The organism is Marinomonas mediterranea MMB-1, from assembly GCF_000192865.1.
Lineage (GTDB): Bacteria > Pseudomonadota > Gammaproteobacteria > Pseudomonadales > Marinomonadaceae > Marinomonas > Marinomonas mediterranea.
Genome location: NC_015276.1, coordinates 4658215 through 4684316, shown reverse-complemented (window position 1 = coordinate 4684316; position 26102 = coordinate 4658215). Strand labels below are relative to the sequence as shown.

32 protein-coding genes are annotated in these 26102 nt (G+C 44.1%); 28 read left to right on the top strand and 4 right to left on the bottom strand.

The window, feature by feature from the left end:
- Positions 1-469: 469 nt before the first annotated feature.
- The 18 genes from rpmH (at position 470) to MARME_RS21150 (ending at position 17709) form a co-directional block, all read left to right on the top strand.
- The gene (gene rpmH, locus MARME_RS21980) at positions 470-604 is read left to right on the top strand and encodes a 50S ribosomal protein L34 (protein WP_013663328.1); all 135 of its coding nucleotides are present in this window, start codon (positions 470-472) and stop codon (positions 602-604) included.
- Between the two features lie 7 nt (positions 605-611).
- Positions 612-1010, top strand: a complete 399-nt coding sequence (gene rnpA / locus MARME_RS21230) for a ribonuclease P protein component (protein WP_013663327.1) — start codon at positions 612-614, stop codon at positions 1008-1010.
- Between the two features lie 123 nt (positions 1011-1133).
- A complete protein-coding gene (gene yidC / locus MARME_RS21225) occupies positions 1134-2795 on the top strand; it encodes a membrane protein insertase YidC (RefSeq protein WP_013663326.1) in 1662 nt (553 codons plus the stop codon).
- Between the two features lie 210 nt (positions 2796-3005).
- Positions 3006-4385, top strand: a complete 1380-nt coding sequence (gene mnmE, locus MARME_RS21220; protein WP_013663325.1) for a tRNA uridine-5-carboxymethylaminomethyl(34) synthesis GTPase MnmE — start codon at positions 3006-3008, stop codon at positions 4383-4385.
- 835 nt (positions 4386-5220) lie between these two features.
- A complete protein-coding gene (mnmG, locus tag MARME_RS21215) occupies positions 5221-7110 on the top strand; it encodes a tRNA uridine-5-carboxymethylaminomethyl(34) synthesis enzyme MnmG (protein WP_013663324.1) in 1890 nt (629 codons plus the stop codon).
- A 225-nt stretch (positions 7111-7335) separates the two neighbouring features.
- Complete coding sequence (gene rsmG / locus MARME_RS21210) at positions 7336-7962, top strand: 16S rRNA (guanine(527)-N(7))-methyltransferase RsmG (RefSeq protein ID WP_013663323.1); 627 nt, start codon at positions 7336-7338, stop codon at positions 7960-7962.
- A gap of 4 nt (positions 7963-7966) precedes the next feature.
- Entirely contained in the window at positions 7967-8737 is a 771-nt protein-coding gene (locus MARME_RS21205) for a ParA family protein (RefSeq protein WP_013663322.1), read from the top strand.
- A 122-nt stretch (positions 8738-8859) separates the two neighbouring features.
- Positions 8860-9747 (top strand): ParB/RepB/Spo0J family partition protein, encoded by an 888-nt coding sequence (locus MARME_RS21200; protein ID WP_013663321.1) that lies wholly within the window; start codon positions 8860-8862, stop codon positions 9745-9747.
- A 176-nt stretch (positions 9748-9923) separates the two neighbouring features.
- The gene (locus MARME_RS21195) at positions 9924-10328 is read left to right on the top strand and encodes an ATP synthase subunit I (RefSeq protein ID WP_013663320.1); all 405 of its coding nucleotides are present in this window, start codon (positions 9924-9926) and stop codon (positions 10326-10328) included.
- Between the two features lie 70 nt (positions 10329-10398).
- On the top strand, positions 10399-11220 hold the full coding sequence (gene atpB, locus MARME_RS21190; RefSeq protein WP_013663319.1) for a F0F1 ATP synthase subunit A: 822 nt from the start codon (positions 10399-10401) through the stop codon (positions 11218-11220).
- Positions 11221-11297: 77 nt separating this feature from the next.
- On the top strand, positions 11298-11555 hold the full coding sequence (gene atpE / locus MARME_RS21185; protein WP_009834415.1) for a F0F1 ATP synthase subunit C: 258 nt from the start codon (positions 11298-11300) through the stop codon (positions 11553-11555).
- 54 nt (positions 11556-11609) lie between these two features.
- Positions 11610-12080: a F0F1 ATP synthase subunit B gene (locus MARME_RS21180; protein WP_013663318.1), complete on the top strand. Its 471-nt coding sequence runs from the start codon at positions 11610-11612 to the stop codon at positions 12078-12080.
- Positions 12081-12091: 11 nt separating this feature from the next.
- The gene (locus MARME_RS21175; RefSeq protein ID WP_013663317.1) at positions 12092-12628 is read left to right on the top strand and encodes a F0F1 ATP synthase subunit delta; all 537 of its coding nucleotides are present in this window, start codon (positions 12092-12094) and stop codon (positions 12626-12628) included.
- 30 nt (positions 12629-12658) lie between these two features.
- Positions 12659-14203 carry a F0F1 ATP synthase subunit alpha gene (gene atpA / locus MARME_RS21170; RefSeq protein WP_013663316.1) on the top strand — a complete coding sequence of 515 codons (1545 nt, stop codon included), beginning with the start codon at positions 12659-12661 and terminating at the stop codon, positions 14201-14203.
- A gap of 78 nt (positions 14204-14281) precedes the next feature.
- Entirely contained in the window at positions 14282-15142 is an 861-nt protein-coding gene (atpG, locus tag MARME_RS21165) for a F0F1 ATP synthase subunit gamma (RefSeq protein ID WP_013663315.1), read from the top strand.
- 29 nt (positions 15143-15171) lie between these two features.
- The gene (gene atpD / locus MARME_RS21160) at positions 15172-16548 is read left to right on the top strand and encodes a F0F1 ATP synthase subunit beta (protein ID WP_013663314.1); all 1377 of its coding nucleotides are present in this window, start codon (positions 15172-15174) and stop codon (positions 16546-16548) included.
- 59 nt (positions 16549-16607) lie between these two features.
- A complete protein-coding gene (locus tag MARME_RS21155) occupies positions 16608-17024 on the top strand; it encodes a F0F1 ATP synthase subunit epsilon (RefSeq protein WP_013663313.1) in 417 nt (138 codons plus the stop codon).
- Positions 17025-17289: 265 nt separating this feature from the next.
- On the top strand, positions 17290-17709 hold the full coding sequence (locus tag MARME_RS21150) for a F0F1 ATP synthase subunit epsilon (RefSeq protein ID WP_013663312.1): 420 nt from the start codon (positions 17290-17292) through the stop codon (positions 17707-17709).
- Between the two features lie 27 nt (positions 17710-17736).
- Here MARME_RS21150 and MARME_RS21145 read toward each other — a convergent pair whose 3' ends face one another.
- The gene (locus MARME_RS21145) at positions 17737-18477 is read right to left on the bottom strand and encodes a TrmB family transcriptional regulator (RefSeq protein ID WP_013663311.1); all 741 of its coding nucleotides are present in this window, start codon (positions 18475-18477) and stop codon (positions 17737-17739) included.
- A 110-nt stretch (positions 18478-18587) separates the two neighbouring features.
- Between MARME_RS21145 and tcdA the strand changes: the two genes are divergently transcribed.
- Positions 18588-19370 (top strand): tRNA cyclic N6-threonylcarbamoyladenosine(37) synthase TcdA, encoded by a 783-nt coding sequence (gene tcdA, locus MARME_RS21140; RefSeq protein ID WP_013663310.1) that lies wholly within the window; start codon positions 18588-18590, stop codon positions 19368-19370.
- A gap of 29 nt (positions 19371-19399) precedes the next feature.
- On the opposite strand, the gene MARME_RS21135 is transcribed toward tcdA, so the two are convergent.
- The gene (locus MARME_RS21135; RefSeq protein ID WP_190273414.1) at positions 19400-20080 is read right to left on the bottom strand and encodes a LexA family transcriptional regulator; all 681 of its coding nucleotides are present in this window, start codon (positions 20078-20080) and stop codon (positions 19400-19402) included.
- 194 nt (positions 20081-20274) lie between these two features.
- On the opposite strand from MARME_RS21135, the gene MARME_RS21130 reads away from it, so the two are divergent.
- Both MARME_RS21130 and MARME_RS21125 read left to right on the top strand, forming a co-directional pair.
- The gene (locus MARME_RS21130) at positions 20275-20703 is read left to right on the top strand and encodes a glycoside hydrolase family protein (RefSeq protein WP_013663308.1); all 429 of its coding nucleotides are present in this window, start codon (positions 20275-20277) and stop codon (positions 20701-20703) included.
- 61 nt (positions 20704-20764) lie between these two features.
- Complete coding sequence (locus MARME_RS21125; RefSeq protein WP_013663307.1) at positions 20765-20968, top strand: NrdR family transcriptional regulator; 204 nt, start codon at positions 20765-20767, stop codon at positions 20966-20968.
- Positions 20969-21225: 257 nt separating this feature from the next.
- Here MARME_RS21125 and MARME_RS21120 read toward each other — a convergent pair whose 3' ends face one another.
- Together MARME_RS21120 and MARME_RS21115 are read right to left on the bottom strand one after the other, a co-directional pair.
- Positions 21226-21468, bottom strand: coding sequence for a hypothetical protein (locus MARME_RS21120; RefSeq protein ID WP_013663305.1), 243 nt, complete (start codon positions 21466-21468; stop codon positions 21226-21228).
- Between the two features lie 2 nt (positions 21469-21470).
- Positions 21471-21932 carry a hypothetical protein gene (locus tag MARME_RS21115; RefSeq protein WP_013663304.1) on the bottom strand — a complete coding sequence of 154 codons (462 nt, stop codon included), beginning with the start codon at positions 21930-21932 and terminating at the stop codon, positions 21471-21473.
- A gap of 186 nt (positions 21933-22118) precedes the next feature.
- Between MARME_RS21115 and MARME_RS21110 the strand changes: the two genes are divergently transcribed.
- From MARME_RS21110 to MARME_RS21080, 7 genes are read left to right on the top strand one after another with little or no spacing between them, the layout of a single operon-like run.
- A complete protein-coding gene (locus tag MARME_RS21110; protein ID WP_013663303.1) occupies positions 22119-22658 on the top strand; it encodes a phage baseplate assembly protein V in 540 nt (179 codons plus the stop codon).
- A complete protein-coding gene (locus tag MARME_RS21105; protein WP_013663302.1) occupies positions 22655-22966 on the top strand; it encodes a GPW/gp25 family protein in 312 nt (103 codons plus the stop codon). Before MARME_RS21110 ends, MARME_RS21105 begins: the two co-directional genes overlap by 4 nt.
- Positions 22963-23775, top strand: a complete 813-nt coding sequence (locus tag MARME_RS21725; protein WP_013663301.1) for a baseplate J/gp47 family protein — start codon at positions 22963-22965, stop codon at positions 23773-23775. Before MARME_RS21105 ends, MARME_RS21725 begins: the two co-directional genes overlap by 4 nt.
- Complete coding sequence (locus MARME_RS21720) at positions 23772-24344, top strand: phage tail protein I (RefSeq protein ID WP_013663300.1); 573 nt, start codon at positions 23772-23774, stop codon at positions 24342-24344. Before MARME_RS21725 ends, MARME_RS21720 begins: the two co-directional genes overlap by 4 nt.
- Entirely contained in the window at positions 24332-24841 is a 510-nt protein-coding gene (locus tag MARME_RS21090; protein ID WP_013663299.1) for a hypothetical protein, read from the top strand. The genes MARME_RS21720 and MARME_RS21090 overlap by 13 nt, the downstream gene beginning before the upstream one ends.
- On the top strand, positions 24838-25638 hold the full coding sequence (locus MARME_RS21085) for a hypothetical protein (RefSeq protein WP_013663298.1): 801 nt from the start codon (positions 24838-24840) through the stop codon (positions 25636-25638). Before MARME_RS21090 ends, MARME_RS21085 begins: the two co-directional genes overlap by 4 nt.
- Positions 25638-26099, top strand: a complete 462-nt coding sequence (locus MARME_RS21080; RefSeq protein WP_013663297.1) for a hypothetical protein — start codon at positions 25638-25640, stop codon at positions 26097-26099. Before MARME_RS21085 ends, MARME_RS21080 begins: the two co-directional genes overlap by 1 nt.
- Positions 26100-26102: the final 3 nt, after the last annotated feature.

The window sequence follows — 26102 nt, the reverse complement described above, 5'->3', positions numbered from 1 at the left end:
TAACTTATCCACATAAAATACGAAAAAACACACATGCTAACAGGCGAGTGGAAAAATGTTAGTAACTGCAATAGTTATTCACAGCAGTGCAAAACATCACATAGTTGTGAATAGAATGGTTAGTTATCAACATATTAACAGGGGTTTGAAAAACACGTTACCCACAAAACGGTTTTTTCATATCTAGCTGTTTATAAAGTATTTATTTTGTGGAAATATACATTTTGTGGAAAACCTAATTTTGTTTGTATTTTTTTATTCACAAATGGGAAATAAAGCTGTGTGTAAGTATTTAATGAAATGTGTGTTTATTTTTTAGCAAATAAAGCGTGTTTTTCATTGAATTTCAAAAGCAAACCTTCTAGAATTCGCGCCCTGATTTACCGATCAAATACGATCAAATCGTTATGGAGGCTTGGCTAAGGCTAACCCTCAAACTCTGAAACACTGATTCAGTGAGAGAATAGAAATGAAAAGAACTTTCCAACCTAGCGTATTAAAACGTAAGCGTAACCACGGTTTCCGTGCACGTATGGCTACTAAAGGCGGTCGTCAAGTTATCGCTCGTCGCCGTGCTCGTGGTCGCAAGGCTCTAAGCGCTTAATTCGCATATGGCCGAATATTGTTTTCCCCGGCATAACAGACTTCTGAATGCCGGGGATTATCAATCCGTCTTCAATAACACTTCCTTCAAAGTCTTCGCAGGCGAATTTCTCATCTTAGCTCATAAGAAATCAGGCACTGATGCTCGATTAGGTCTTATTGTCGCTAAAAAAAATGAAAAACGAGCCGTTGGCCGAAATCGTATTAAGAGAGTGGTGAGAGAATCGTTTCGTCACCATAAACTGAAGCTTAATGACTTAGATATTGTCTTCCTTGCCAGACAAGGCATTAAAGAAGTCGATAACCAAGAATTGCATAAGCGCCTAGAAAAAGCATGGGCTCAACTTGCAAAAAAAGCGATTAAGGCTAAAAAAGCACCAAAAGCCGCTCCTACATCAGAGAAATAAGCTGAAAAAGCAGTCAAAGGCTGGTTTAATAGCGCTTGATTTTGAAAAAGGCTCTGGTACGCAAATTAAATTGCAAAAAATACCGGAGTCTGTTGTCCAACCAATCAAATTTAGTTGAGTACCATGGATTTCAGACGTTACTTTTTATGGGGTGCGCTATTCGTAAGCGGCTATCTTCTGTTCTTACAGTGGAACCAAGATTACGGACCTCAATCCCAAACTTCTCAGCCCGTTGCACAAAACCAAACTACGGTAAACACTGCAACGAACGCAGAAAGCGATCTACCTAACTCCGTTAGCAATACAACATTACCTGCCAGCGACACCGATGTGCCGGCGAATGCAAAAGCGCTTGCATCAGGTCAACTCATCGATGTAAAAACCGACACATTGGATATTTCTATCGATCCAGTAGGTGGGGATTTAGTCGGTGCTTCTTTATTGCAATATAAGAAGACGCTGGATGCAAGTGACCCATTTGTGATTTTGGAAAACAACACAACGCGTACCTATGTTTCGCAGAGTGGCTTAATTGGTCAAGACGGTATTGATAACTCAAAAGGCCGCCCAACCTACCACGCTGATAAAACACAATACGTGCTAGCAGATGGCGAGAATACATTGGATGTGAACTTATACTTCACAGACGAAAAAGGCGTCGAATACACTAAAACGTACCGTTTTACTCGTGGTGTATACAGTGTTGAGCAAAGCATTACAGTCAATAATACTTCAGCAGATGACTGGCGCGGTAAGCAGTTCGCACAGATCAAACGCGACAGTACAGAAGACCCTAGTACAGCGACAAGCTTAGGTTTGCAGCCCTACTTAGGGGGAGCGATTTCCACAGATGAAGTGAGATACGAAAAAGTCTCTTTCTCAGATATGGAAGAAAAACCAGCTAAGATCACCACTAATTCAGGTTGGATAGCACTGCTTCAGCATTACTTTGTTTCTGCCTGGATACCGAAACAAGGTGAGACAGTTACGCTTCAGACTCGCTCTAACAATGGCATCAACTTTATCGGCTTTACAGGCCCTGAAGTAGAAGTACCCGCTGGACAAAAAGGCACATTGAGCGCCACCTTCTACGTTGGACCAAAACTGCAAGACCAATTAGCTGCTACTGCTGCTAACCTTGATAAAACAGTCGACTACGGCATGTTATGGTGGCTTGCAGAACCATTATTCTGGTTACTAACTGCCATTCAGTCTGTGGTTATCAACTGGGGTGTAGCGATTATTTTGATCGTTGTCTGTGTGAAAGCCGTATTCTTCAAACTGTCTGCAGCAAGTTATCGCTCAATGGCGAAAATGCGTAAGTTTGGCCCAGAGCTAACACGCCTTCGTGAACAGTATGGTGACGATCGACAGAAGATGTCACAGGCAATGATGACGCTCTATAAGAAAGAGAAAATCAATCCTCTAGGTGGCTGTCTTCCAATACTGGTGCAAATGCCTGTATTCCTGTCGCTCTATTGGGTATTGATGGAATCGGTTGAGTTACGTCATGCACCATTCATGCTTTGGATCAATGACCTGTCTTATATGGACCCTTACTATGTATTACCTATTTTAATGGGTCTTAGTATGCTAGGTCAGCAAATGTTGAACCCAACGCCGCCAGATCCAATGCAAGCGCGTATTATGAAGATTATGCCAATTGCATTTACCTTCTTCTTCTTGTGGTTCCCAAGTGGATTGGTTCTATACTGGGTCGTCAACAACACCTTGTCGATCATCCAGCAATACGTTATTACAAAACGTATTGAGGCCGGCAAGTAGCCCAAATAGCATATCGGCTACACGTGAGAATTTGATTGAAAAGGCTTCCAACTGGAAGCCTTTTTAGTATCTAATATTTATCAATAGAGACACTTTATACTATTTAGCGTGGTGCTAACTTCAAACAGGAGTCTTGACTATTATTATCTATTAATAGCGACCGCCTATGATTTATCTCCTCCACGTTATTCCTAAATTAAAGAGCATTACATGACTGATTTTCAGCAACTGATTGACCAGGATACTATTGCCGCGCAAGCCACTGCTCCAGGACGTGGTGGCGTCGGTATTATCCGCTTGTCAGGCCCTAAGAGTTTAGATATCGCCAAAGCGATTATCGGATTTGATCCCAAACCTCGTTATGCGCACTACGTGCCATTTAAAGACGACAATGACGAGCAACTCGATATGGGTATCGCATTGTATTTCCCAGGCCCAAACTCCTTTACGGGTGAAGACGTATTTGAGCTTCAAGGTCATGGCGGCCCTGTTATTTTGGATATGCTGATGACCCGTTGTACCGCCTTAGGAGCAAGGTTAGCGAGGCCTGGTGAATTCTCAGAAAGAGCCTTTCTAAATGATAAAATGGATTTAACACAGGCAGAAGCCATTGCCGATCTCATCGATTCCTCCTCAGAGCAAGCGGCTAAATGCGCATTACGTTCTCTTCAAGGGGCATTTTCGAAACGCGTCACCGAATTGGTTGAAGCGTTAATTCATTTGCGCATCTATGTTGAAGCCGCCATTGATTTTCCCGAAGAAGAAATTGATTTTATTGGTGATGGGAAAGTTGCCGCTGAGCTAGAAGGCATTCAAATCAAACTAAATGCGGTTCTAAAAGAGGCCAATCAGGGCGCATTATTACGAGAAGGTATGAATGTCGTTATTGCAGGAAGACCAAATGCAGGCAAATCAAGTCTGCTAAACACTTTGTCAGGCAAAGACTCCGCCATTGTCACGAACATCGCAGGCACCACTCGAGACGTGCTTAGAGAGCATATCCATTTAGATGGCATGCCTCTTCATATCATTGATACGGCAGGCTTACGCGACAGCCCTGATGAAGTAGAACAAATAGGCATCCAAAGAGCATGGGATGAAATCCACAAGGCCGATCGAATTTTATTAATGGTTGATAGCCAAACCGTGGGGTCAAAGGACCCAGAAGAGATATGGCCCGAATTTGTGGCGCAACTACCATCGCGAGATAAACTGACCTTGGTTAGAAATAAAGTGGATCTTACCAAGGAGACAACAGGGCTCGAAAGCATTAATGATCTGCCTATTTTGTCTCTTTCCGCTAAAACAGGTCAGGGCATCGACGCGCTATCACAACACTTAAAAGCGGTAATGGGGTTTGAAAGCACCACCGAAGGTGGCTTTATTGCGCGCCGTAGGCACATTGAAGCACTGAACAAAACGAATGATTTCTTACGTTCTGGGCATGAGCAATTACATGGCTTTGGCGCAGGAGAACTGTTAGCAGAAGATCTAAAAGAAGCACAACAAGCACTCAGTGAAATCACTGGCGAGTTTACCAGTGACGATCTATTAGGACGAATCTTTGGCTCGTTCTGTATCGGAAAATAAGAGCTGAAAATAGAATACGCCAATGAGAAAAGAGCCTGTTTAGGCTCTTTTTTTTCGACCTTATTTTCTCTTTCTTACTATAGGGAAGGTACGAATAAGTCTAGAGAAACAACCTATTGAGGCAAGAGTGAGCAGGAATGTTAATACCTTTCAATCACTCTTAACGAAGATAGGCTGTTTCTCAAGCCAGACCTAGAAATAGGAAGAAAGTCGCCTTATCCACACTCATCGACCTAATATTTTTCTATCATTTACCCACAAAGATTCGCATTGCCAAAGAGTCAAGAAGTTTTATTCACATTTTTTTTGATTAAAAATACCGTAAATTGAAAAAAAACAAATTACTTACACTGTGGATTAAAAAACAATAAAAGACTGTACATATCCCCAAAAAATTACAATTTATCTATATTTTTCATATAGTTATAAACAAAAAACCAATCAAAAATGCCTGTGGATTACATTGGTGATAGCTTTATAGGAAGTTTTGCACAGTTTTGAACAAGTCCACAGGCAAAAAATAGCCATGTATAACTCACAATGTTATACACAAGATAACCTTACCCACATCCCAAGCATCTAAAGCGTTATTTCACAGGAATTAAAACGTATAAAAAACTGTTTTATATAGATTTTTTTGAGTTATAAACAGATTTCTGTATGCTATAAAGTAACTATAAACATAAGATTTAAGATATATATACTTATTTTATTATTTATGATGACCGGGATATGTCCGATCTCAACTCTTCCTTTTTGAAAAATGTCCGATATACTAGGCGCCCTTATCTGAGCTGTTCGTTTTTTAGTCATTTTTTTGTAACCGAGGTATTGAGTGGATTTCCCAAGTCGTTTTGACGTTATCGTAGTGGGTGGTGGACATGCAGGAACTGAGGCAGCGCTTGCTGCAGCCCGTACGGGAGCAAAAACACTTCTGTTAAGCCATAACATTGAAACGTTAGGCCAAATGTCTTGTAACCCTGCCATTGGTGGAATAGGAAAATCCCATCTTGTTAAGGAAATTGACGCATTAGACGGCGCTATGGCATTGGCAACGGATCAGGGCGGAATACAGTTTCGAACTCTCAATTCTCGTAAAGGACCAGCAGTAAGAGCAACACGTGCTCAAGCAGATAGAATTCTTTACAAAGCTGCCATTCGTCAACAACTTGAAAATCAGGAAAACCTCTGGTTATTCCAACAATCGTGCGAAGACTTAATTGTTGAAGAGGGCGCTGCTCGTGGTATGGTCACTCAAACAGGTATTCGTTTTCTAAGTAAAACGGTTGTGTTAACGGCGGGGACCTTCTTAGGCGGCATAATACATGTTGGACTACAAAATCACTCGGGTGGACGAGCGGGTGATCCACCGTCAATTGGCCTTGCGGAAAAACTTCGTGCGCTGCCTTTCAGAGTAGATCGTTTAAAAACCGGAACACCTCCAAGAATTGATGCAAGATCCGTTGATTTTAGTGTGATGCAAGCGCAGCCCGGAGACGATGTAACACCTGTTATGTCGTATATGGGAAATTCAGCCATGCATCCTCGCCAGATCAACTGTTTTATTACTCATACAAATGAGCAAACACACGACATTATTCGTTCTGGCATGGATAGGTCGCCGATGTATACAGGCGTTATCGAAGGCGTTGGCCCACGCTATTGTCCATCCATAGAAGACAAAATAGTTCGATTCGCGGATAAAAACTCACATCAGATTTTTATTGAACCTGAAGGGTTAACAACGCATGAGTTGTATCCAAACGGGATCTCAACGTCTCTTCCGTTCGATGTTCAGTTAGAGCTCGTACGTTCTATGAAGGGATTGGAAAATGCGCATATTACGCGTCCAGGCTACGCCATTGAGTATGATTATTTTAATCCTCAAGACCTTAAGTATTCGTTAGAAACGAAACATATGCCTGGATTGTTCTTTGCGGGACAGATTAACGGTACAACAGGGTACGAAGAAGCGGGTGCACAAGGCTTGTTAGCTGGGCTAAATGCCGCGCTTCAATCTCAAGATAAAGACGCGTGGACACCACGCCGTGATGAAGCGTATCTTGGTGTGCTGGTGGATGACCTAATTACGATGGGGACAAAAGAGCCTTATCGCATGTTCACCAGTCGTGCGGAATATCGCTTAGTGCTTCGTGAAGACAATGCTGATATGCGACTGACAGAAAAAGGACGTGAATTAGGCGTTGTGTCTGACGAGCGATGGGCGGCATTTTGTGAAAAGCGTGAATCGATTGAGCGCGAAACGCAACGTATGAAATCAAGCTGGATTGTGCCCAATACACCAGAGTCAGAAGCGATTAATCCTAAATTAGAAACGCCGATTTCACGAGAATACAATTTATTAGATCTGCTTAAGCGTCCGGGCATTGAATATTCTGATGTTGCGAATCTTAAAAATGCACCAGAAGAAAAGATTGATATTCGCGTAGCGGAACAAGTACAAATTTCAGTGAAATACGAAGGTTATATTTCTCGTCAAGCAGACGATATTGAGCGATTGCGTCGCCAAGAAAATACCGCTTTGCCTGAGGACCTCGATTATTCAGGTATCGACGGATTATCGAATGAAGTGAAACAAAAGCTGATTGACGCTAAACCGCAAACCTTAGCTGCTGCTTCACGTATCCAAGGTATTACCCCAGCGGCCATTTCATTATTACTTGTTCATCTTAAAAAGCGTTCGATTGCCCGTAAAAGTGCATAGGCTCTCTGAAAACCACTTTATCGTTTAGTGTATAAAGTGGTTTTCCAGCTCGTTTTTAATCGTCTTTAAGAGAAAAACTCTTTGGCGAGTGTTTGAAATGCATTAAAATTTCATCACTTCTTTATTGAGATAGATTTTTTCTCTGATAAGGTCGAAGCTTAGGAGACTTATTCTTATCTTCCCTGTAACCTCCTGCCATACTTTTGGTGAATTCTGGAAACGGTTGTGACTCATATCGAAATGATTCAAAAAGGAGCTCTGGATTTAGGGCTTTCTTTATCTGAAAACACATTGGAGCAGCTCGGGCGCTATCTTGAGTTACTGCAAAAGTGGAATAAAGCGTATAACCTAACGGCTATTCGAGAGGCCGATCAGATGGTCTCTCTGCATTTGATTGATAGCCTGTCTACAGTACCTTTCATTAAAGGTGATAAAATAATCGATGTGGGAACCGGACCTGGATTACCTGGTATGGTGCTTGCAATTTGTTTACCGGAAAAATCGTTTACCTTGCTAGACAGTAATGGCAAGAAAACGCGTTTTCTGACACAAGTTAAAATGGATTTAGGCTTAGAAAATGTAACGGTTGCGAACGAACGAGTAGAGAAGCACGCAAATCAGGGCCAATACGATCACGTAATCTCTCGAGCATTTGCCTCGTTAGAAGACATGATCAACTGGTGTTTGCCACTACCTAATGAAAACGGTAATTTTTTGGCCATGAAAGGCGTTTATCCTGAAGGTGAAATGAATCAATTACCAAGTGGCGTTGTAGTCGAAGATGTTTTTCCTTTAACTGTTCCAACCATTGATGCTGAACGACATATGGTCGTAATGACTCGTAAAGGATAGATGAATGGCAAAAATCATAGCAGTAACTAATCAAAAAGGCGGTGTTGGTAAAACGACGACTTGCGTGAACCTCGCAGCGTCTCTTGCTGCTATGAAAAGACGTGTTCTTCTAATTGACTTGGACCCTCAAGGGAATGCCACGACAGGCAGTGGATTGGCTAAGGAAGAACTCGACACCAGTGTCTTTGATGTCCTTATTGGCACACATGGCGTTAAAGATGTGATGAAGCTGTGTGAGTCCGCTGGATATCATGTTTTACCTGCAAATGGCGATCTAACGGGCGCTGAAGTCGTACTGTTAGACTTGCCAAGCAAAGAGACTCGTCTACGTGCGAGTTTATACGAAGTTGAAAATGACTTTGATTTTGTTTTATTAGATTGCCCACCCTCCCTAAACATGCTCACCGTCAATGCATTAGCGGCGGCGCAAAGTGTGCTCATTCCTGTTCAGTGCGAATATTACGCTTTAGAAGGCTTATCAGCGTTGCTACAGACCATTGAAACGATATCAGGCGCATTAAACCCTGCTTTGAGTATCGAAGGAATTATTCGTACAATGTACGATCCTCGTCCTAGCTTAACGCACGATGTTTCTTCCCAGTTACTTGAGCATTTCGGTGAAAAAGTATTTGATACCGTCATTCCTCGAAATATTCGTTTGGCTGAGGCGCCAAGTTACGGACTGCCTGTACTTCATTATGAAAAGCAGTCTCGTGGTGCGATTGCATATCTTGCATTGGCAGGGGAATTTGTTCGTAAAAGAGCGGTTGCCTAGTCGCATTCAATAAAAGTACTCACATCCAGAGTGGTAGAGTTAGACGACTGGTATTAGGCGATTGGCGTTGCCAAGTATAAGTACTTCATTTCATCGGCGTTGTTTGAATAAAGGTTTTAAAGATGACTGTTAAAAAACGTGGTTTAGGCCGAGGTCTAGACGCATTGCTTGCACCTAAAACGCCAACTGTTGAGGACGGCGATGCTAACCTTGAACAAACGGAACAAATAAAAGGGTTAACGTACTTGCCATTGGATTGGCTCGCAAAAGGAAAGTTTCAGCCTCGTCGCGATATGAATCCTGCACAATTAGATGAGTTGGCAAATTCAATTCGTCAGCAAGGCATCATGCAACCGATCGTCGTTCGACCAATAGAAGATCAAAAATACGAAATTATTGCAGGCGAGCGCCGCTGGCGAGCTGCTCGTATTGCTGAACTAGAGCAAGTACCGGTTATTGTTAGGCATGTGGAAGACTCCGATGCGGTTGTGCTTGCTCTGATCGAAAATATACAGCGTGAAGACCTGAACCCAATTGAAGAAGCGCTCGCGCTTCAACGTTTAATTGAAGAGTTCCATTTAACGCAACAAGAAGTGGCTGATACGGTTGGTAAGTCCCGTTCCGCTGTAACCAATTTGTTAAGGTTGTTAGGTTTAAGCGCAGAAGTGCGTCGCTTACTTGAACATGGTGATATTGAAATGGGTCATGCCCGCGCTTTGTTGCCTTTGGAGCACAGTGAGCAGATTCAGGCAGCTTCTCAGGTGGTTACAAAGTCTCTGTCTGTTCGAGAAACAGAAAAATTAGTGAGAAATTTACAGTCTGGGAATGAAAATGAGAATGAAAAAGTTGAACTTCTTGACTATTCTGAGCAGGCTGAAAAAATAAGCCAAAAAATAAATGCGCAAGTAAAAATTCAGCAATCGCCGAAAGGCAAAGGGAAGGTGGTGATAGAATATCGCAACCCTGAGCACTTAGAATTGCTTATTAGCGAGTTGTTTGAGGCAAAATAGCGCAATTTCTTCGCATCTTGATTTCATTCTATAGACAAGATGCGAATAAAGTGGTCAGAAATTCGACTTTAAGTTGAACCGAACTTATTTAACTCATATAATGCGTCGGATTTTGCATTTATGACACTAATTGTGCAAGGTCTGCACTTAGTTGGTGCGGACGTGAGGAAAGAGAAATGTCAGTATCCAAACCACTCACCGCTACGCAGTTATTAGTAGCGAAAAAACGAGCGGTATTTCGATTTATAGGGATACAAATTGCGATTTCTGTTGCGGTATCATTAGTGTTTTTATTGTGGTCAGGCGCAATTGAAAGTTACTCCTTTGTACTTGGAGCAACAGCCTGTATATTGCCAAATATTTATATGGCATGGCGTGTATTTGGCCATGCTGGGACGCGACCCGCTAAGGAAGTGGTTCGGTCTTTTTACCGAGGGGAAGCCGGTAAGTTAGTTATGACAGCGGTGATTTTGTCGCTGGTTTTCCTTTTGGCGAAACCATTGGCGCATGGGGCGCTCTTTGCTGGTTTCGGGTTAGCTATTTTGAGCCATTGGCTCAGCCCATTAGTACTCAAACAATAATGGCTCGTTAGAGCAAAAAGAGTACTAACCGGGTTTTAGGTTTAATCATTGAAAAAGTGTGGATGTAAATATGGCAAGTGAAAATCTCACAGCGTCTAGCTACATTCAGCATCACCTTCAGAATTTGACCTTTGGTCAACATCCTGATGGTTCATGGGGCATTGCTCATGGTGCTGAAGAAGCGGCTGCAATGGGGTTCTGGGCGATTCACCTGGACACTATGTTGTTCTCTATCGGCCTAGGTATCCTATTCCTATGGTTATTCCGTAAAGCGGCTGTGAAAGTGTCTGCTGACACTCCTTCTGGCCTGCAGAACTTTGTTGAAATGATGGTTGAGTTTGTTGACACCAGTGTCAAAGAAACTTTCCATGGTAAAAACAAAGTGATTGCACCTCTGGCTTTGACCATTTTCGTTTGGGTTTTCTTGATGAACCTAATGGACTTGGTGCCGGTTGACTTCTTACCTCATATCGCGTCTTTGTTGGGTGTACCTTATTTCCGTGTCGTCCCGACAACAGACCTAAATGCGACTCTTGGTATGTCTCTTTCTGTCTTTATTTTGATCGTTTATTACAGTATCAAAGTAAAAGGCATAAGTGGTTTTGTTGGCGAATTGACGTTGCAACCTTTCGGTAAGTGGATGATTCCATTCAACTTCTTACTTGAGGGTGTTGGCTTAATCGCTAAACCTGTTTCTCTAGCGCTACGATTATTCGGTAACTTGTACGCTGGTGAATTGATCTTCATCTTGATCGCGATCTTGCCGTGGGGCATCCAGTGGGCACTATCTGTGCCATGGGCGATTTTCCATATCTTGGTCATCGTATTGCAAGCATTCATCTTCATGATGCTGACAATCGTGTACCTGAGTATGGCTCACGAAGATCACTAAGATCGCTAGATCAAATTTTAAAGTAAAACGATTTATTAAAACCTTGAAATTTAAAACTGTGAAAATTAGGAGTTAAAATGGAAACTGTAGTTGGTCTTACTGCTATCGCTGTAGCCCTTCTTATCGGTCTAGGTGCCCTAGGTACTGCGATTGGTTTTGGTCTGCTAGGTGGTAAATTCTTGGAAGGTGCTGCTCGTCAGCCTGAAATGGTTCCAATGCTACAAGTTAAAATGTTCATCGTTGCAGGTCTTCTGGATGCGGTAACAATGATCGGTGTTGGTATCGCTTTGTTCTTCACTTTCGCGAACCCATTCGTTGCTCAGGTCGCTGGCTAAGATTTCGCTTTGATTGCGAAAACGATTTTTAACGACTAGAGCGAGGATATTAGCGTGAATATTAATCTCACACTTATAGGCCAAGCGATCTCGTTTGCTATTTTTGTGTGGTTCTGCATGAAGTACGTGTGGCCACCTATCATTGCTGCGCTCGAAGAGCGCAGTAAGAAAATTGCAGACGGTTTGGAAGCAGCTAACCGTGCTTCACGTGATTTAGAGCTAGCTCAAGAAAAAGCTACTCAAACATTACGTGAAAGCAAGGAACAAGCGGCCGAGATTATTGAACAAGCCAACAAACGTGCAAACCAAATTGTTGACGAAGCAAAAGAGCAAGCGATCGCCGAAGGGCAACGTTTGCGTGAAGCGGCTCAAGCAGAAATTGAACAAGATGTTATGCGTGCTAAAGAAGCATTGCGTGCACAAGTTTCTGCTCTTGCCCTAACTGGCGCTGAGAAAATTTTGGGTGCGAGTGTTGACGAAAAAGCTCATAGCGAGATAGTTGAACAACTCGCGAAAGAGCTTTAAGCGAGGGTCTAATGGCTGAATTAAAAACAGTCGCGCGACCATACGCCAAAGCAGCTTTTGAAGTGGCTCGCGATAGCGGCCAGGTTGCAGAATGGGCCAATATGCTTAGCGTATTGGCTTCTGCAACGTCTGAGTCAAAACTCGAGACAGCGCTTCAAAACCCCGCTTTTAGTGCGCAAGAAAAAGCAACTGCTCTTGCGGAAGTGTGTAATGAAGTTGTCACTGATCAAGGTAAAGCATATTTGCTTAACCTTGCTGAGAATAAGCGTCTTACGCTTCTTCCAGTGATTTCTGAGTTGTTCGAAGAGTTCAAATTGAATTACGAAAAAGCGGTTGATGTTACGGTAACATCCGCTTTTGCGTTATCAACAGAACAAGAACAATCACTTTCAGCATCACTAAGCACCAAGCTTGACCGTCAGGTAAACTTGGTAAGTGATGTAGACGCAGCGCTTATTGGTGGCGTGGTTATCCGTACCGGTGACTTAATCATCGACGGCTCAGTACGCGGTAAATTGGCGAAACTGGCCGAGGCGATAAACTCCTAGGATTGCGAAACTAGGGTTGAGGAATTTAGCATGCAGCAACTGAATCCATCTGAGATCAGCGAGATCATTAAGAAGCGCATCGAAACTCTTGATGTGACTTCCGATGCCCAGAATGAGGGCACTATTGTCAGCGTTGCAGACGGTATCGTATTGATCCACGGTCTGGCTGACGTAATGTACGGGGAAATGATTGAATTCCCTGGTGGTGTCTATGGTATGGCATTGAACCTAGAGCGTGACTCTGTCGGTGCCGTAGTATTAGGTGACTACCAAGACCTTGTAGAAGGTCAAAAAGCAAAATGTACTGGTCGTATTCTTGAAGTACCAGTAGGTCCTGAGTTGTTGGGTCGTGTGGTTGACGCACTTGGTAACCCAATCGACGGTAAAGGTCCTGTTAACGCTCAAATGACTGACGCAGTAGAAAAGGTTGCACCTGGTGTAATCGCTCGTCAGGGCGTTGATGAGCCAGTACAAACTGGTTATAAAGCAATTGACTCTATGGTGCCAATCGGCCGTGGTCAGCGTGAGTTGATCATCGGTGACCGTCAAATCGGTAAAACAGCACTGGCTATCGATACTATTATTGCTCAGAAAAGCTCTGGCATTAAGTGTGTGTACGTAGCAATTGGTCAGAAGCAATCTACTATCGCTAACGTAGTACGTAAGCTTGAAGAAAACGGCGCAATGGAATACACCACTGTTGTCGTAGCTGGTGCAGCGGATCCTGCTTCTATGCAGTTCCTAGCGCCTTACTCTGGCTGTACTATTGGCGAATACTTCCGTGATCGCGGTGAAGATGCATTGATCGTATATGATGACTTGACGAAACAAGCTTGGGCTTACCGTCAAATCTCTTTGCTTCTTCGTCGTCCACCAGGTCGTGAAGCGTACCCTGGTGATGTTTTCTACTTGCACTCTCGTCTTCTAGAGCGTGCTTCTCGTGTAAACGTAGAATACGTAGAAAAGTTCACGAATGGTGAAGTTAAAGGTCAAACTGGTTCTTTGACTGCTCTACCTATCATCGAGACTCAAGGTGGTGACGTATCTGCCTTCGTACCAACGAACGTAATCTCTATTACGGATGGTCAGATCTTCCTTGAAACGAGCTCTTTCAACGCGGGTATTCGTCCTGCGATGAACGCGGGTATTTCCGTATCTCGTGTAGGTGGTGCAGCACAAACCAAAATCATCAAGAAACTAGGTGGTGGTATTCGTCTAGCATTGGCGCAGTATCGTGAATTGGCGGCATTCGCTCAGTTCGCATCAGATCTTGATGAAGCAACTCGTAAGCAACTTGAGCACGGTAAGCAAGTCACTGAATTGATGAAACAAGCGCAATTCAGCCCAATGTCAGTTGGTGACATGGGCGTGATTCTTTACGCTGCCAACGAAGGCTACCTTGCGGATGTTGAAACAAGCAAAATTGCTAGCTTTGAAAGTGCTTTCCTAAGCTACATCAACAGCGAACACGCTGAGATGATGGAAGACATCAACAAAACTGGTAAGTATAACGACGAAATTGCTGGCACATTTAAGGCAGCGATTGAGAAGTTTAAAGCGACGCAAACTTGGTAATGATTTGGTGACTAGCTTGCTAGTCACCAATCATCTCTGCAGTTTGTGAATTAACATTCTCACAAGGGCAGTTCTATTATGGCAGTCGGAAAAGAGATACGCGCTCAGATTGGGAGCATTAACAATACGCGAAAAATCACGCGCGCTATGGAAAAAGTAGCGGCGAGTAAAACGCGTAAAGCTCAGGATCGTATGGCCTCTTCTCGTCCGTATGCGGAACGAATTCGCCAAGTTATTGGTCATTTGGCTAATGCGAATCCAGAGTACAAACACCGTTACCTTACCGAACGTGAGGCGAAGCGTGTTGGTTATATCGTAGTATCTTCTGATCGTGGTTTGTGTGGTGGTTTGAACGTGAACTTGTTCAAAGCAACATTGAAAGACATTAAGCAGTATGCAGATGCAGGCGCTAGCGTAGATATTTGTGCTATCGGTAGCAAGGCAGTGTCTTTCTTCAAAAACTACGGTGGTAATGTAACAGCAGCAGTGACTGGCTTAGGTGATGCTCCAGAAGCGTCTCGTTTAGTTGGTAGTGTGAAAGTTATGTTGGATGCCTTCGACGCAGGTAAGATTGATCGTTTGATCATCGTGTCTAACGAATTCGTTAACACCATGACTCAAAAGCCTGTTGTTGAGCAACTTTTGCCGCTTAAAGCAGAAGAGAATACAGAGTTATCACACCACTGGGATTACTTGTACGAACCGGATGCAGTTGAGATCTTAAACGATCTTTTGGTTCGTTTTATTGAATCTCAGGTATACCAAGCTGTTGTTGAAAATATTGCGTGTGAACAAGCCGCTCGAATGTTGGCTATGAAAAACGCAACCGACAACGCCGGTGATATCATTGGTGAATTGCAGTTGGTGTACAACAAGGCTCGTCAGGCAGCGATTACTCAGGAAATTTCTGAGATAGTCGGCGGCGCGGCAGCGGTTTAAGGTATTTGGTATTTTAAGAGGATCCGAACATGAGTAGCGGACAAATCGTACAGATTATCGGTGCTGTTATCGATGTGGAATTCCCACGTGATAACGTGCCAAAAGTATATGATGCCCTCACAATTGAGGGTAAAGAGTTGGTGTTGGAAGTTCAGCAGCAACTTGGTGATGGTATTGTACGTACTATCGCCATGGGTTCTACCGAAGGTATGCGTCGTGGTCTAGCCGTTGATAATACAAACAAAGCTGTTTCTGTACCTGTTGGTACTAAAACGCTTGGTCGTATCATGGACGTTTTAGGTAACCCAATCGATGAAAAAGGTCCTATCGGCGAAGAAGAGCGTTGGTCTATCCACCGTTCAGCACCGTCTTACGCGGACCAGTCTTCTAGCAACGAATTGCTAGAAACAGGTATCAAGGTAATCGACCTTGTTTGTCCTTTTGCGAAAGGTGGTAAAGTTGGTCTGTTTGGTGGTGCCGGTGTAGGTAAAACCGTAAACATGATGGAGCTTATCCGTAACATCGCGATCGAGCACAGCGGTTACTCTGTATTCGCCGGTGTTGGTGAGCGTACTCGTGAGGGTAACGACTTCTACCATGAGATGACTGAATCGAACGTAATCGATAAAGTATCTCTAGTATACGGTCAAATGAACGAGCCACCAGGTAACCGTCTACGTGTTGCTTTGACTGGTTTGACAATGGCTGAGAAATTCCGTGACGAAGGTCGTGACGTACTTTTCTTCGTAGATAACATTTACCGTTACACGCTTGCGGGTACGGAAGTATCTGCATTGCTAGGTCGTATGCCATCTGCCGTAGGTTACCAGCCAACTCTTGCAGAAGAGATGGGTGTACTTCAAGAGCGTATCACGTCAACTAAGACGGGTTCTATCACATCTGTACAAGCGGTATACGTACCTGCGGATGACTTGACTGACCCATCTCCAGCAACGACGTTCTCTCACTTGGATGCAACGGTTGTATTGTCTCGTGATATCGCTTCTTTGGGTATCTACCCAGCGATTGACCCTCTAGACAGTACGTCTCGTCAGCTTGACCCACTTGTAATCGGTCAAGAGCATTACGATGTTGCACGTGGCGTTCAGATGGTTCTTCAGCGTTACAAAGAGCTGAAAGACATCATCGCGATCTTGGGTATGGATGAGCTTTCTGAAGAAGATAAGCAGACTGTAAACCGTGCTCGTAAGATCCAACGTTACTTGTCTCAGCCTTTCTTCGTAGCAGAAGTATTCACAGGCGCACCTGGTAAGTATGTTTCTTTGAAAGACACAATCCGTGGCTTCCAAGGCATCCTAAACGGTGAGTTTGACGAACTTCCAGAACAAGCGTTCTACATGATTGGTAGCATCGACGAAGCAGTCGAGAAAGCTAAAAATCTTTAATAACACGCGAAACGGGTGAGCCAGCCTCACCTGTTTAGCCTGACTAAGAGAGGCATCTTATGGCTTTCACAGTTCACTGCGATATCGTAAGTGCGGAACAAGAGATTTTCTCTGGCTCTGTAGAGTCTCTTGTCGCTGCAGGTAGCTTTGGTGATTTGGGTATTATGCCTGGTCACGCACCATTGCTAACGTCTTTGCAGCCTGGTCCTGTTCGTGTCGTTAAAGAAAATGGTGAAGAAGAGTTAATCTTCGTATCGGGTGGCTTCCTAGAAGTTCAACCACGTAAGATCACCGTATTGGCTGACACTGCAGTTCGTGCACACGATCTGGATGAAGCTGAAGCGCTTGAAGCGAAAAAGCACGCACAAGATCTGTTGGAACAGCAACAAGCAGATATCGACTACGGTCGCGCTACTGCAGAGCTTGCAGAAGCGGTTGCTCGTCTACGTACGATCGAGCAGTTACGTGCTAAATAAGCTTTTAATAGCTTCTTAGGTTCGTATCTGAATATAAAAAAGCAGCGATTATCGCTGCTTTTTTTGTTGCTGGGCTGTTTGTTTTATTTCTGATATATCGAGTGTCCACAGCACTGAACCTCTTCCCTAACTCTTCTTTTACGATGTAAAACATGACAAAAATCGTGTTTTAAGCGTATCTCTCTGTACATCGAGTAGCCAAAGGCGCAACAATATTTGTTTGAAATGTCTATCTCAACAATGAGTTGTCTTAAAGGGATGTACTATGTCGAATATGATCCAATGCAGTATTGTCAGTCTTCACGAGACTTTGTTTTCTGGGCAAGTTCGTTACCTCGTATTAACTGGTGATTACGGTGAACTCGGTGTCCATGCTGGCCATGCGCCGCTTCTTACTACTTTGCCACCAGGTCCAGCAAGGCTAATGAAAGAGAACGGTGAAGAAGAAATACTCTTCTTGTCAGGTGGGTTTCTCGAGGTTCAACCTGATCAAGCGATCGTTCTAGCGGATGTCGCGGTCAGAGCAAGCCAGCTGGATGAAGAGGCGGCACTGGACGCTAAGCAAAATGCCGAAAAAATGCTAGGTGACAGCGCTGATGATATTGACCATGCCAAAGCTATGAAAGAGCTTGATGATGCGCTTGCTCGACTGAAAGCCATTCAAGCCTTGAAGAACAAAGGTTAGGTTGTGGGTGCGGCGCGAGCCGCGTGCTTACAGTAACTTCCAAAGCGTATCGAAAATGAGTTTCTGTGCTTTGGCAATATCTTCAGATTCCATGACCACCGCAGATGGAAAGTTATCGCTGGCGAGTGAGATAAAGGCGCATTTAGGTGGATAAATCGCGATATAGCTTGCCTCTGTTTTACCGTCGGTTTTAATCCATTTACGTTCTGACAGCTCGGCGTCTTCACCGCCGTCTCCAAGTGCAATCACTTTTACGTTGATGCCCAGCTTGACTCGTTGCTTGGTGTAGTTCGGAAACGGTCGGTAAAGGTAAGGTCGAATCGGTTTCGAGGAGAAGACACAATATTCTTTGTGGTCTTGTTTTGACACAACATTAAGAATATCTCGAAGTACCCATTCGATACCGTCGTCCCCTTCGTAATAGCGAACGTCAGTATGATAAAAATGAGGTTGTTGCTGGATCAGCTCAGGGATGATGGTGCTTTTTAATGAGTCTATGGTTTTATCGAGTTTTTGGCGTTTTTCTTCTGCTAAACTCAATAAAACTTCCGGGTTTTCCGCCGTAAAAAATCGTCGTTTTCCTTTTGGGAAGTAACTCACAACGCCTTTTGCTTGCAGTAGCTTGAGTGATTCATACGTTGTGCCGCGATTGATGCCTGCATGCTCTGCAATATCTCGAATAGACGCGGGGCCAAGTTTAAGAAGGCTTTGATACAGTTTTGTTTCACGAGCGGTCAGGCCAAGTTGTTCTAAAGCGTGTTCAAGCATAAGTTTTATGAACTCATCGTCGTATTATTGTTAAAATGCACCGTCAAAGTGATTCAAAAGCCAAGCGGCTATTCTAACGAAAAAAGTTCAAATCGAGGAGTCTTAATCGCGTGAGTATCGATCCACGTTTCGGCGGTATCAGCCGCCTTTATGGTCAATCCGCCTATGAGTATTTTCAAACTGCCCACGTATGTGTGATTGGCATTGGTGGTGTGGGTTCTTGGGCGGCTGAAGCGCTTGCTCGTTCTGGTATTGGTCAGATTACCTTAATCGATATGGACGATGTTTGTGTCACCAACACGAACCGTCAGATTCATGCGTTAGATGGCAACGTGGGCAAAGCCAAAGTAGACGCGATGAAAGAACGTATTTTGCTGATTAACCCTCAGTGTCAGGTTCATTGTATCGAAGACTTTATTACACCTGATAATATTGCTGAGCTGCTGTTTGAGCCGTTTGACTATATTGTTGATGCGATTGATAGCTTGAAGCCAAAAGCGGCTCTTGTGGCCTGGTGTCGACGCAATAAGCGCAAAGTCATCACGGTTGGTGGTGCTGGCGGTCAGATGGACCCGACACAAATTCAAATTGCAGATCTTGCGCGAACTGAGCGAGACCCTTTAGCGGCGAAACTTAGAAATTTTTTACGTCGCCATTATAACTTCTCGCGTAACACCAAACGTCGATTTGATATTGAATGTGTCTATTCTTTAGAGCAGCTAAAATATCCCCAAACCGATGGTACAGTCTGTGAAAGCAGGCAAAAAGGGGATACAGAAACCAAGATGAATTGTGATACAGGCTTTGGTGCGAGTACGGTTGTAACCGCAACCTTCGGTTTTGTTGCCGTTAGCCGAGTTCTTGAGAAGCTGGCCCAGAAAGCGAATGCGTAGAGTCAGCCTCTCAAATTACGAGCGTACAGTTATATCCAACTGTGCGCGTGCCACACAACGGCTCCAATGATGGCGAAATCCTCAGGCGGTTGTTTGCTGTTGATGATCAAGTCGTTATAGGCTTTATTTCGGCTAACTAAAATCAAACTGCCGTCGCCTTGTCTTTGTATGCCTTTGACTAACAAATCCCCGTCTAAACGCACGGCAAAGGGCATCGCTTCCGTTGGCTTTACTCTGCTTGTGTCGATCATGACCATGTCTTTGTCTTTTAATAAGGGCTCCATTGAATCCCCCATGACACGCAGTAGTTTAAGGTTATGAGCTTGCAATCCTTTTTTCAGAAGCCAGTTGGATGAGAAAGGCAATGAGGCAATCGCTAAGGGATGGTCGGCTGGGTACGCACCGGTTCCCGCAGATAACTCAATATCGAACTGAGGAATATACACAAGGTCTTCTTCTTTCTTAGAAGGGGCTTGAGCGGCGTTAGGCTCTGATACCATTGTCTCGCTACGGTGCTGGCCTGTAATAAGGTAGCCAACATCGATGCTGCATTTCTCAGAAACGAGTATTAGGAAATCTTCATTAATGCGCTGTTTCCCTGTTTCGATGTCCTGCACCTTAGATGGCTTTACACCTAGGAAATCGGCCATTTCTCGTCTCGTAAGCCCCTGATTTTCCCTGAATTTTTTTAACCTGTCTTTTGCGCTCATAATTTTTAGGAAATATTCGTTGATATGAAATGATATTATCCTTAATATAAGGATCGTTTTACAGCACATTATAAGGTTAATGTCTGATAAATACGAGAGAGTAGGGATAAAATCCTCAAATAGGCGCGTGTTTCGGTCTATTTTAAATGGTTATATTCCTATTTCGACCAACATTAGGTGTGAGGAATAAGGGTATGGAAGAACAAGATGTGATTCAGCGTGCGACCGAATTAGTAGCGGAAAACGAAGGGTTGGCTTTAAAGCCTTATCTTTGTCCCGCTGGAAAGCTGACTATTGGTTACGGTCGAAATATTGAAGACAACGGAATTAGTGCCAAAGAAGCGGCCATTCTCTTGTCGGCTGATATAGAAAGCACGTTAAAACAGCTCGGGCATTTGACGTTTTTTAAGTCGTTAAATGTGGCGCGAAAGGTCGTCATGGTGGATATGTGTTTTAACCTGGGTTATCCGCGCTTTGCGCTGTTTAAGAAAATGATTGCCGCGCTAGACCGGCAAAACTATGAGTTGGCAGCACTAGAAATGATGGACAGCCGATGGGCGCAACAAGTAGGCCAGCGTGCGGAACGTCTATCTAAAATTATGAAAACGGGTCAATTTGGTTGAAATTAAGGATCTAGCGAACGGCTATTGAACCGTCTGTTATGGAAAAGAAAAGGAGTAATGTATGTGGTGTCCAAACTGTGAAAGTGAAAAGACACGTGTGGTAGGAACGAATAAATCCTATGTCGTGGAACGTTATCGAATGTGTGGTGATTGCGGTTATACATTCAGCACGTTAGAGTCTCATCGATTCGACCCTAAGTGGTCAAAAAACAGTGAGTATTCTCAGCAAGAAGCTGATCGTATCTCTCAACGACGCGTTCGTTAAAAAGTGAACTTACCGTTCAATTTTAAGCGCTATTTAGCGTATTAGACAAAGGTATTGGTCAAGATAAAGTGCCAGTACCTTACGTAGAAGTGAAAGTCTTAACGTCACACCGAATACCCCCCCCCCTCTCTTTTTAGTGTGACGCCGTTCCTTTTTTGGTAAATTCTTTTTTAACTAATTCTTTTTTAGTTATCTCTTTGTCAGTCAGCTCTCTTTTGACTAACTTTCTGGTCACTAACGTTTCTCTAATTGAAGTATTACTTACCATATTGCCATTCCAAACGATTAATACGCTCATCTTGCTCGCGAACTTTTAGACCCAGTTTATTAAGCGTTTCTTCTCGTTTCAGTCGTTCTTTTGTGGTGTTTTGATAGCGCTCTTCCATGACCGCTATCTGTTTACTCAGTTCTGCAACACTCGTGTTTAAACCATAGATAGCCGTGACTAAGCCAACGGTAGCGGTGGTAAACAAGGCGGTGATGACTTTATTAATATCCATATTTAGTCTTCTTTCCTGCCATCAAACAGGCGAGGGCGCATATTTGTTTTTTGAAAGTAGCTTTTCAGCATCCCGCGCATGCCATAGATAACAACGACCATGCCGATGACAATACTGGTATACCAAGCTGGCATCTTTTCAATGGCGTCAAAGCCCTTATGAACATAAGCGTCCATTCCTGGAATAAACGCCAGCACGATAGGCGTTAAAAACAGTATTAACACCAGCTCGTCTTTCCACGAGGTTTGCATGTTCTGCATGGCAATTTTATCTAAGTCATAGTTTTGTTGTTGACCTTGTCGCGCCATTTCTAATGCGACATTGGCTTTTGCAATCTTGGTCTCGTGCTCCAGTTTAGTGAGTTCAAACGCCTGTTCTAGTTTCATTGTTTTTCGTGTTTGCCACTGTTTTAAGGGATCTCCTACTAAGTGGCTGGCCATTTGGCCGATCCAGTTCCACATCATTTATTACCTCTCTTTATTTATTGCAACGAATTGACTGGCTCGAGTGCTCCAGACGCTGTTTTTCGTTGTTTTTTTATTATTTCAAAATTTTTTTTTCGCTCACTCCAGATACCGCTATATGGACTGAACCCTACCGGAAAGCGCTCTAAACTGTGTCCAACTTGATGAGTAACGGGAGTGCAAACAATGAAATACGAACAAGCATTGATAGAGTGCGGCACTGTGATAGAAGCCCAAGAAGACCAAGCTTTGGTCAAGGTACATATCTTAGGTAGAGAGACGGATTGGTTGCCAATATTGCAACAAGCAAATGCATTTAAGCGCCACTACACACCGCCTCGTATCGGTCAGCAAGTCGTGATTCTGATGGGACGCTATGTTCTAGGGTCCATTTTTAATAAGACGTGTCGTGAGCCTGAAGCGACAACAACAGAAGACGTGACGGTATACGAAGACGGTACAGAAATTCGCTACGACAGCCAAACTCATACGCTGACCTTGAAAGCAATGGACGTGCTTAAGATTGAAACCAATCAAAGCGTCAGCATCGCCACAGAAAGCGCGACGGTGACAGCATCGACCGTCACCGTAGAGGCAAATGAAGTACAGCTGAATGGTGGAAGCGGCGACGTGGTCGTGAACGGTATCAGCCTAGTGAACCATACGCACCCTCAGAATGCAGGTAACCACTTTGGAGGTGGTGCGAGTACGGGAGCGGCGCAATGAGTGAGCTTATTAGTATTTTACTCAACGGACACGCACCGGAAGACGGCTATGCCGTCAGCATTGACGAGAGTATTCAGCGCATTTTAACCACCCGATTGGGTGAGCGAGTTATGCGTCCAACTTTCGGATCAGAGCTGTACAAGCTGCGCGATAGAGACATGGACAGCGAATGGCGTTTGTTGGCAACGCGCTACATCTATGAGGCCGTTAGTAAATGGGAACCGAGGGTTCGTTTTAAGCGCCTGCAATTCAATGCTGACGCGAAAAATGGAAAACACACTTTTTATCTGGAGTTAGACCCAGCATGAGCCGCGTATTTGAAAACCTAGCCGTTCCAACGGTATTTGAAGTAGCAGATTTTGAAAGCATTTTTAATGAGTTACTGAATGAAGTGTATAAGGCTGTACCGGGTTATAAGCCCGTCGAGTCTGATCCGTACCATCTGATACTAGAAGCGTTCGCTTATCGTGAACTGTATCTAAAAAGTGATTTTAATCTGCGTTTAAAAGGGCTTTTGCTACCGTATGCGAGCGATACGAACTTAGACAATATCGCAACTCACTATGGCGTTGAGCGATTGACAGGAGACGACGACGACGCGTTTCGAATTCGTATCGTGAGAAGCCTTGATAGTCATCCGACCGCTGGGTCGCGGGAAAGCTATGAGTATCACGCGTACTCGGTTCATTCCTTGATTGATGATGTGTACGTCTTTAGCCCTGCGATAGGCGAAGTCAACGTTGTCATCGCAACCCATGAGGAAAGTGGACTTGCAGATGGAATTAAAGCACAAGTAGAGAGCGTGTTATCGGGTGAAAAGGTTAGGCCGATTACCGACAAGGTAACGGTACGAGAAGCGAAAGAAAAGCCCATTAGCATCCAAGTGACAATTTCATGCCCTCTGCAATATCGGTCTCAAGTTGAAGCCGAGATCAGAGCCAACACGAACAAGAACCAGGCTATTGGGAAAACACTGTCGGTTTTTCAGCTGGTTCGTCTGTTTTCAGTGGATGAAGTGACCAATGTGTCATTAAAGGCTCCGACTTCCGAGACCGTATGTGCGCCAGATGAGCGCATCGTAATTACTGATATTCAGATCGATTGGGAGGACGCATGACGCAGAGCTTATTGCCATCAAATTCTTCGGAGCTTGAGCAGTGTTTGGATCAACTGGCCGCACAGCGGTTGAGCTTTGATTTATCTCTGGCTGATACCAACCCACTTACGTGTGTCGCTGAGTTGCTGCCGATTTTAGCCGCCAGCTGGAAAGTGGACGTGCGCGGGCTAAACGAGCGCGAGAGTCGGGAGTTGATTGCAAATGCTTGGGAGATTCATCGATACAAAGGCACCGCTCACGCCGTGAAAAAAGCCTTAAGCAGCGTGTTTAGTAAGGTACAAATACAGGAGTTTAAAACGCCCTATGTGTTTGATGCCGAAGTGACGTTGGGCGGTGATCCTAATCAGGTGTTTGATGATGAAAAGTTTGCGACAGCAAAACGTCTGGCGAACGAAGCGAAGAACCTTCGTAGTCGCTTTGGCGAGTTTGTTATCGCACTGCCTGAGGCGCGTGCCTCAGTGATAAAAACCGATGCGGCCTCGACAAACAGTATGAGCTTGTCTTCGTCGTTATCTCTTAACGCAAATTGCACAGTGAAATGCAAAGGAGCCATTCAATGGACACTATAACCGCCATCGCGACGGAGCATGGGCTTGGTGTGCTGAAAAGCACACTGAAAAGTCAGGCTAATCGCTATCAACTTGTGGGAGCGAGCACGCACAACGCCAGCTCAACCAGCGTTTTCCACGAATCTCAGATAGACAACAGCTACTACGACACCAGTGGAGTATTGACCTTTATTGTCAATTTACCCAGTGACGAAGACTTTCAAATGTACTTGTACGAAGTGCGAATTGTCGACGCCAGCGGTTCGACCATTGTCTCCGCGAAAACGCCGAAAATCGCCTTGTCCACAGGGATCGGCGGCATGCTGACAATCAAAGCCGCCGTTTCGGGTGAACCGGGTGAGATCGTCTTTAAAGCGACCGATTACATCACAGGATCAGAACTTACCGACCTTTGGATGAACCCTGTTTATGCCAATGCGACCGCGACGATTCAAAACGCAACGCGGCAAATACAGCTGCATAACCGAATATTAACAACAGAAGGAAAAGCACTATGAGTGTGAACAACGAAATAGCGCGGCTAACTCAAGCCGTACAAGACCATACCAATGAAACACAAAGCTTTTTGGATAAAGCGGATGGTCGAGTGAGAACGGCAGAATCAAAATTTGAAAGTTGGAAAGCAAACAGTGGTTTTGTGCCCCAGCGAGATAATTTGATGGCAATGCCCTTGAACTACAACGCCTTTTTGCAAGATCTGGGAGATGGTCCTTTAGACGGGTGGGGCGCTAGAGGAACGGTCACAATTGAGGCTGTACATCCATTTACTAAAGGTTTTGAAGGTCCATATTTACCGGAAAAGCCTGATTCTGCCGCTTCGAGCATTGAAGAAGCAACGAAAGAAACGCCATTTTACTATGGAAGATATAACAAAGGAGCACGAGCAGGACGCGGAGGTCTAGCTGGAGGATGGGGAGGAATAAGTGGTGGGCATATATTGAGAATATATAAGCCTGCAGGAGAAGAGCACCGCTATGCCAATTCATGCATGTTTAGCATGATTGAAACCTATAAGCGCAATCGAAGCCGTTTTCGAGCTTATGTTTATGTCTCTAAGGGGCCTTTAAATTTCGATTTTGGGCATACCGATGACGGTGGTCAGATCAACATACCTTCAGCGAAAGAGTGGCATTTTATTGATCAGGTAGTTGGGCAGTCTGAAATTTGTTCGAGTTATATGAACATTAATATCGATCACGCAGAAGAGTGTGAGTTATATCTGGCAATGATAAATGTCTTACCTATTGAGGGAGAAGGGAATCAGGCGACTTTAATTAACAGGAGATCCAAATAATGAAAATTATGTACCAAGGGAAGGTTATCGCGACTATTAATGGCGCTCCTTCAATTAGTGATGGTGTTCAGATAGCGCAAAGTGCATTGAACCAAAGTATTAGTCATACGGATATTGATCTTATTCCGGAAAATGCCAGAGAACTCAAAAAAGTTATACGAGGTTATATAGCTGATAAAGCAGGTGATTCAAATTCACTACTCGGCACCACCACAGACGGAATGCAGCTGCTTCTGCACGCCTTCTCACAACTTAATGTCGCGTTAAGCTCGGCTTCTTCTTTAGCGGAAGTGCGTGCTGCGGCAGAACCATTCAATGAACTTGCGACGGGTTTCTTAGCCAAGGTGGAAGCGGGTGAGGTATCTCTTCCCTTTCAAATAAAAGGCGTGGAAAACGTGGTGAGCGATATTGAAAACAGAGCAACGCAAGTTGCTGAAATCTTAAAAAGCAATCAAGCATAAAAG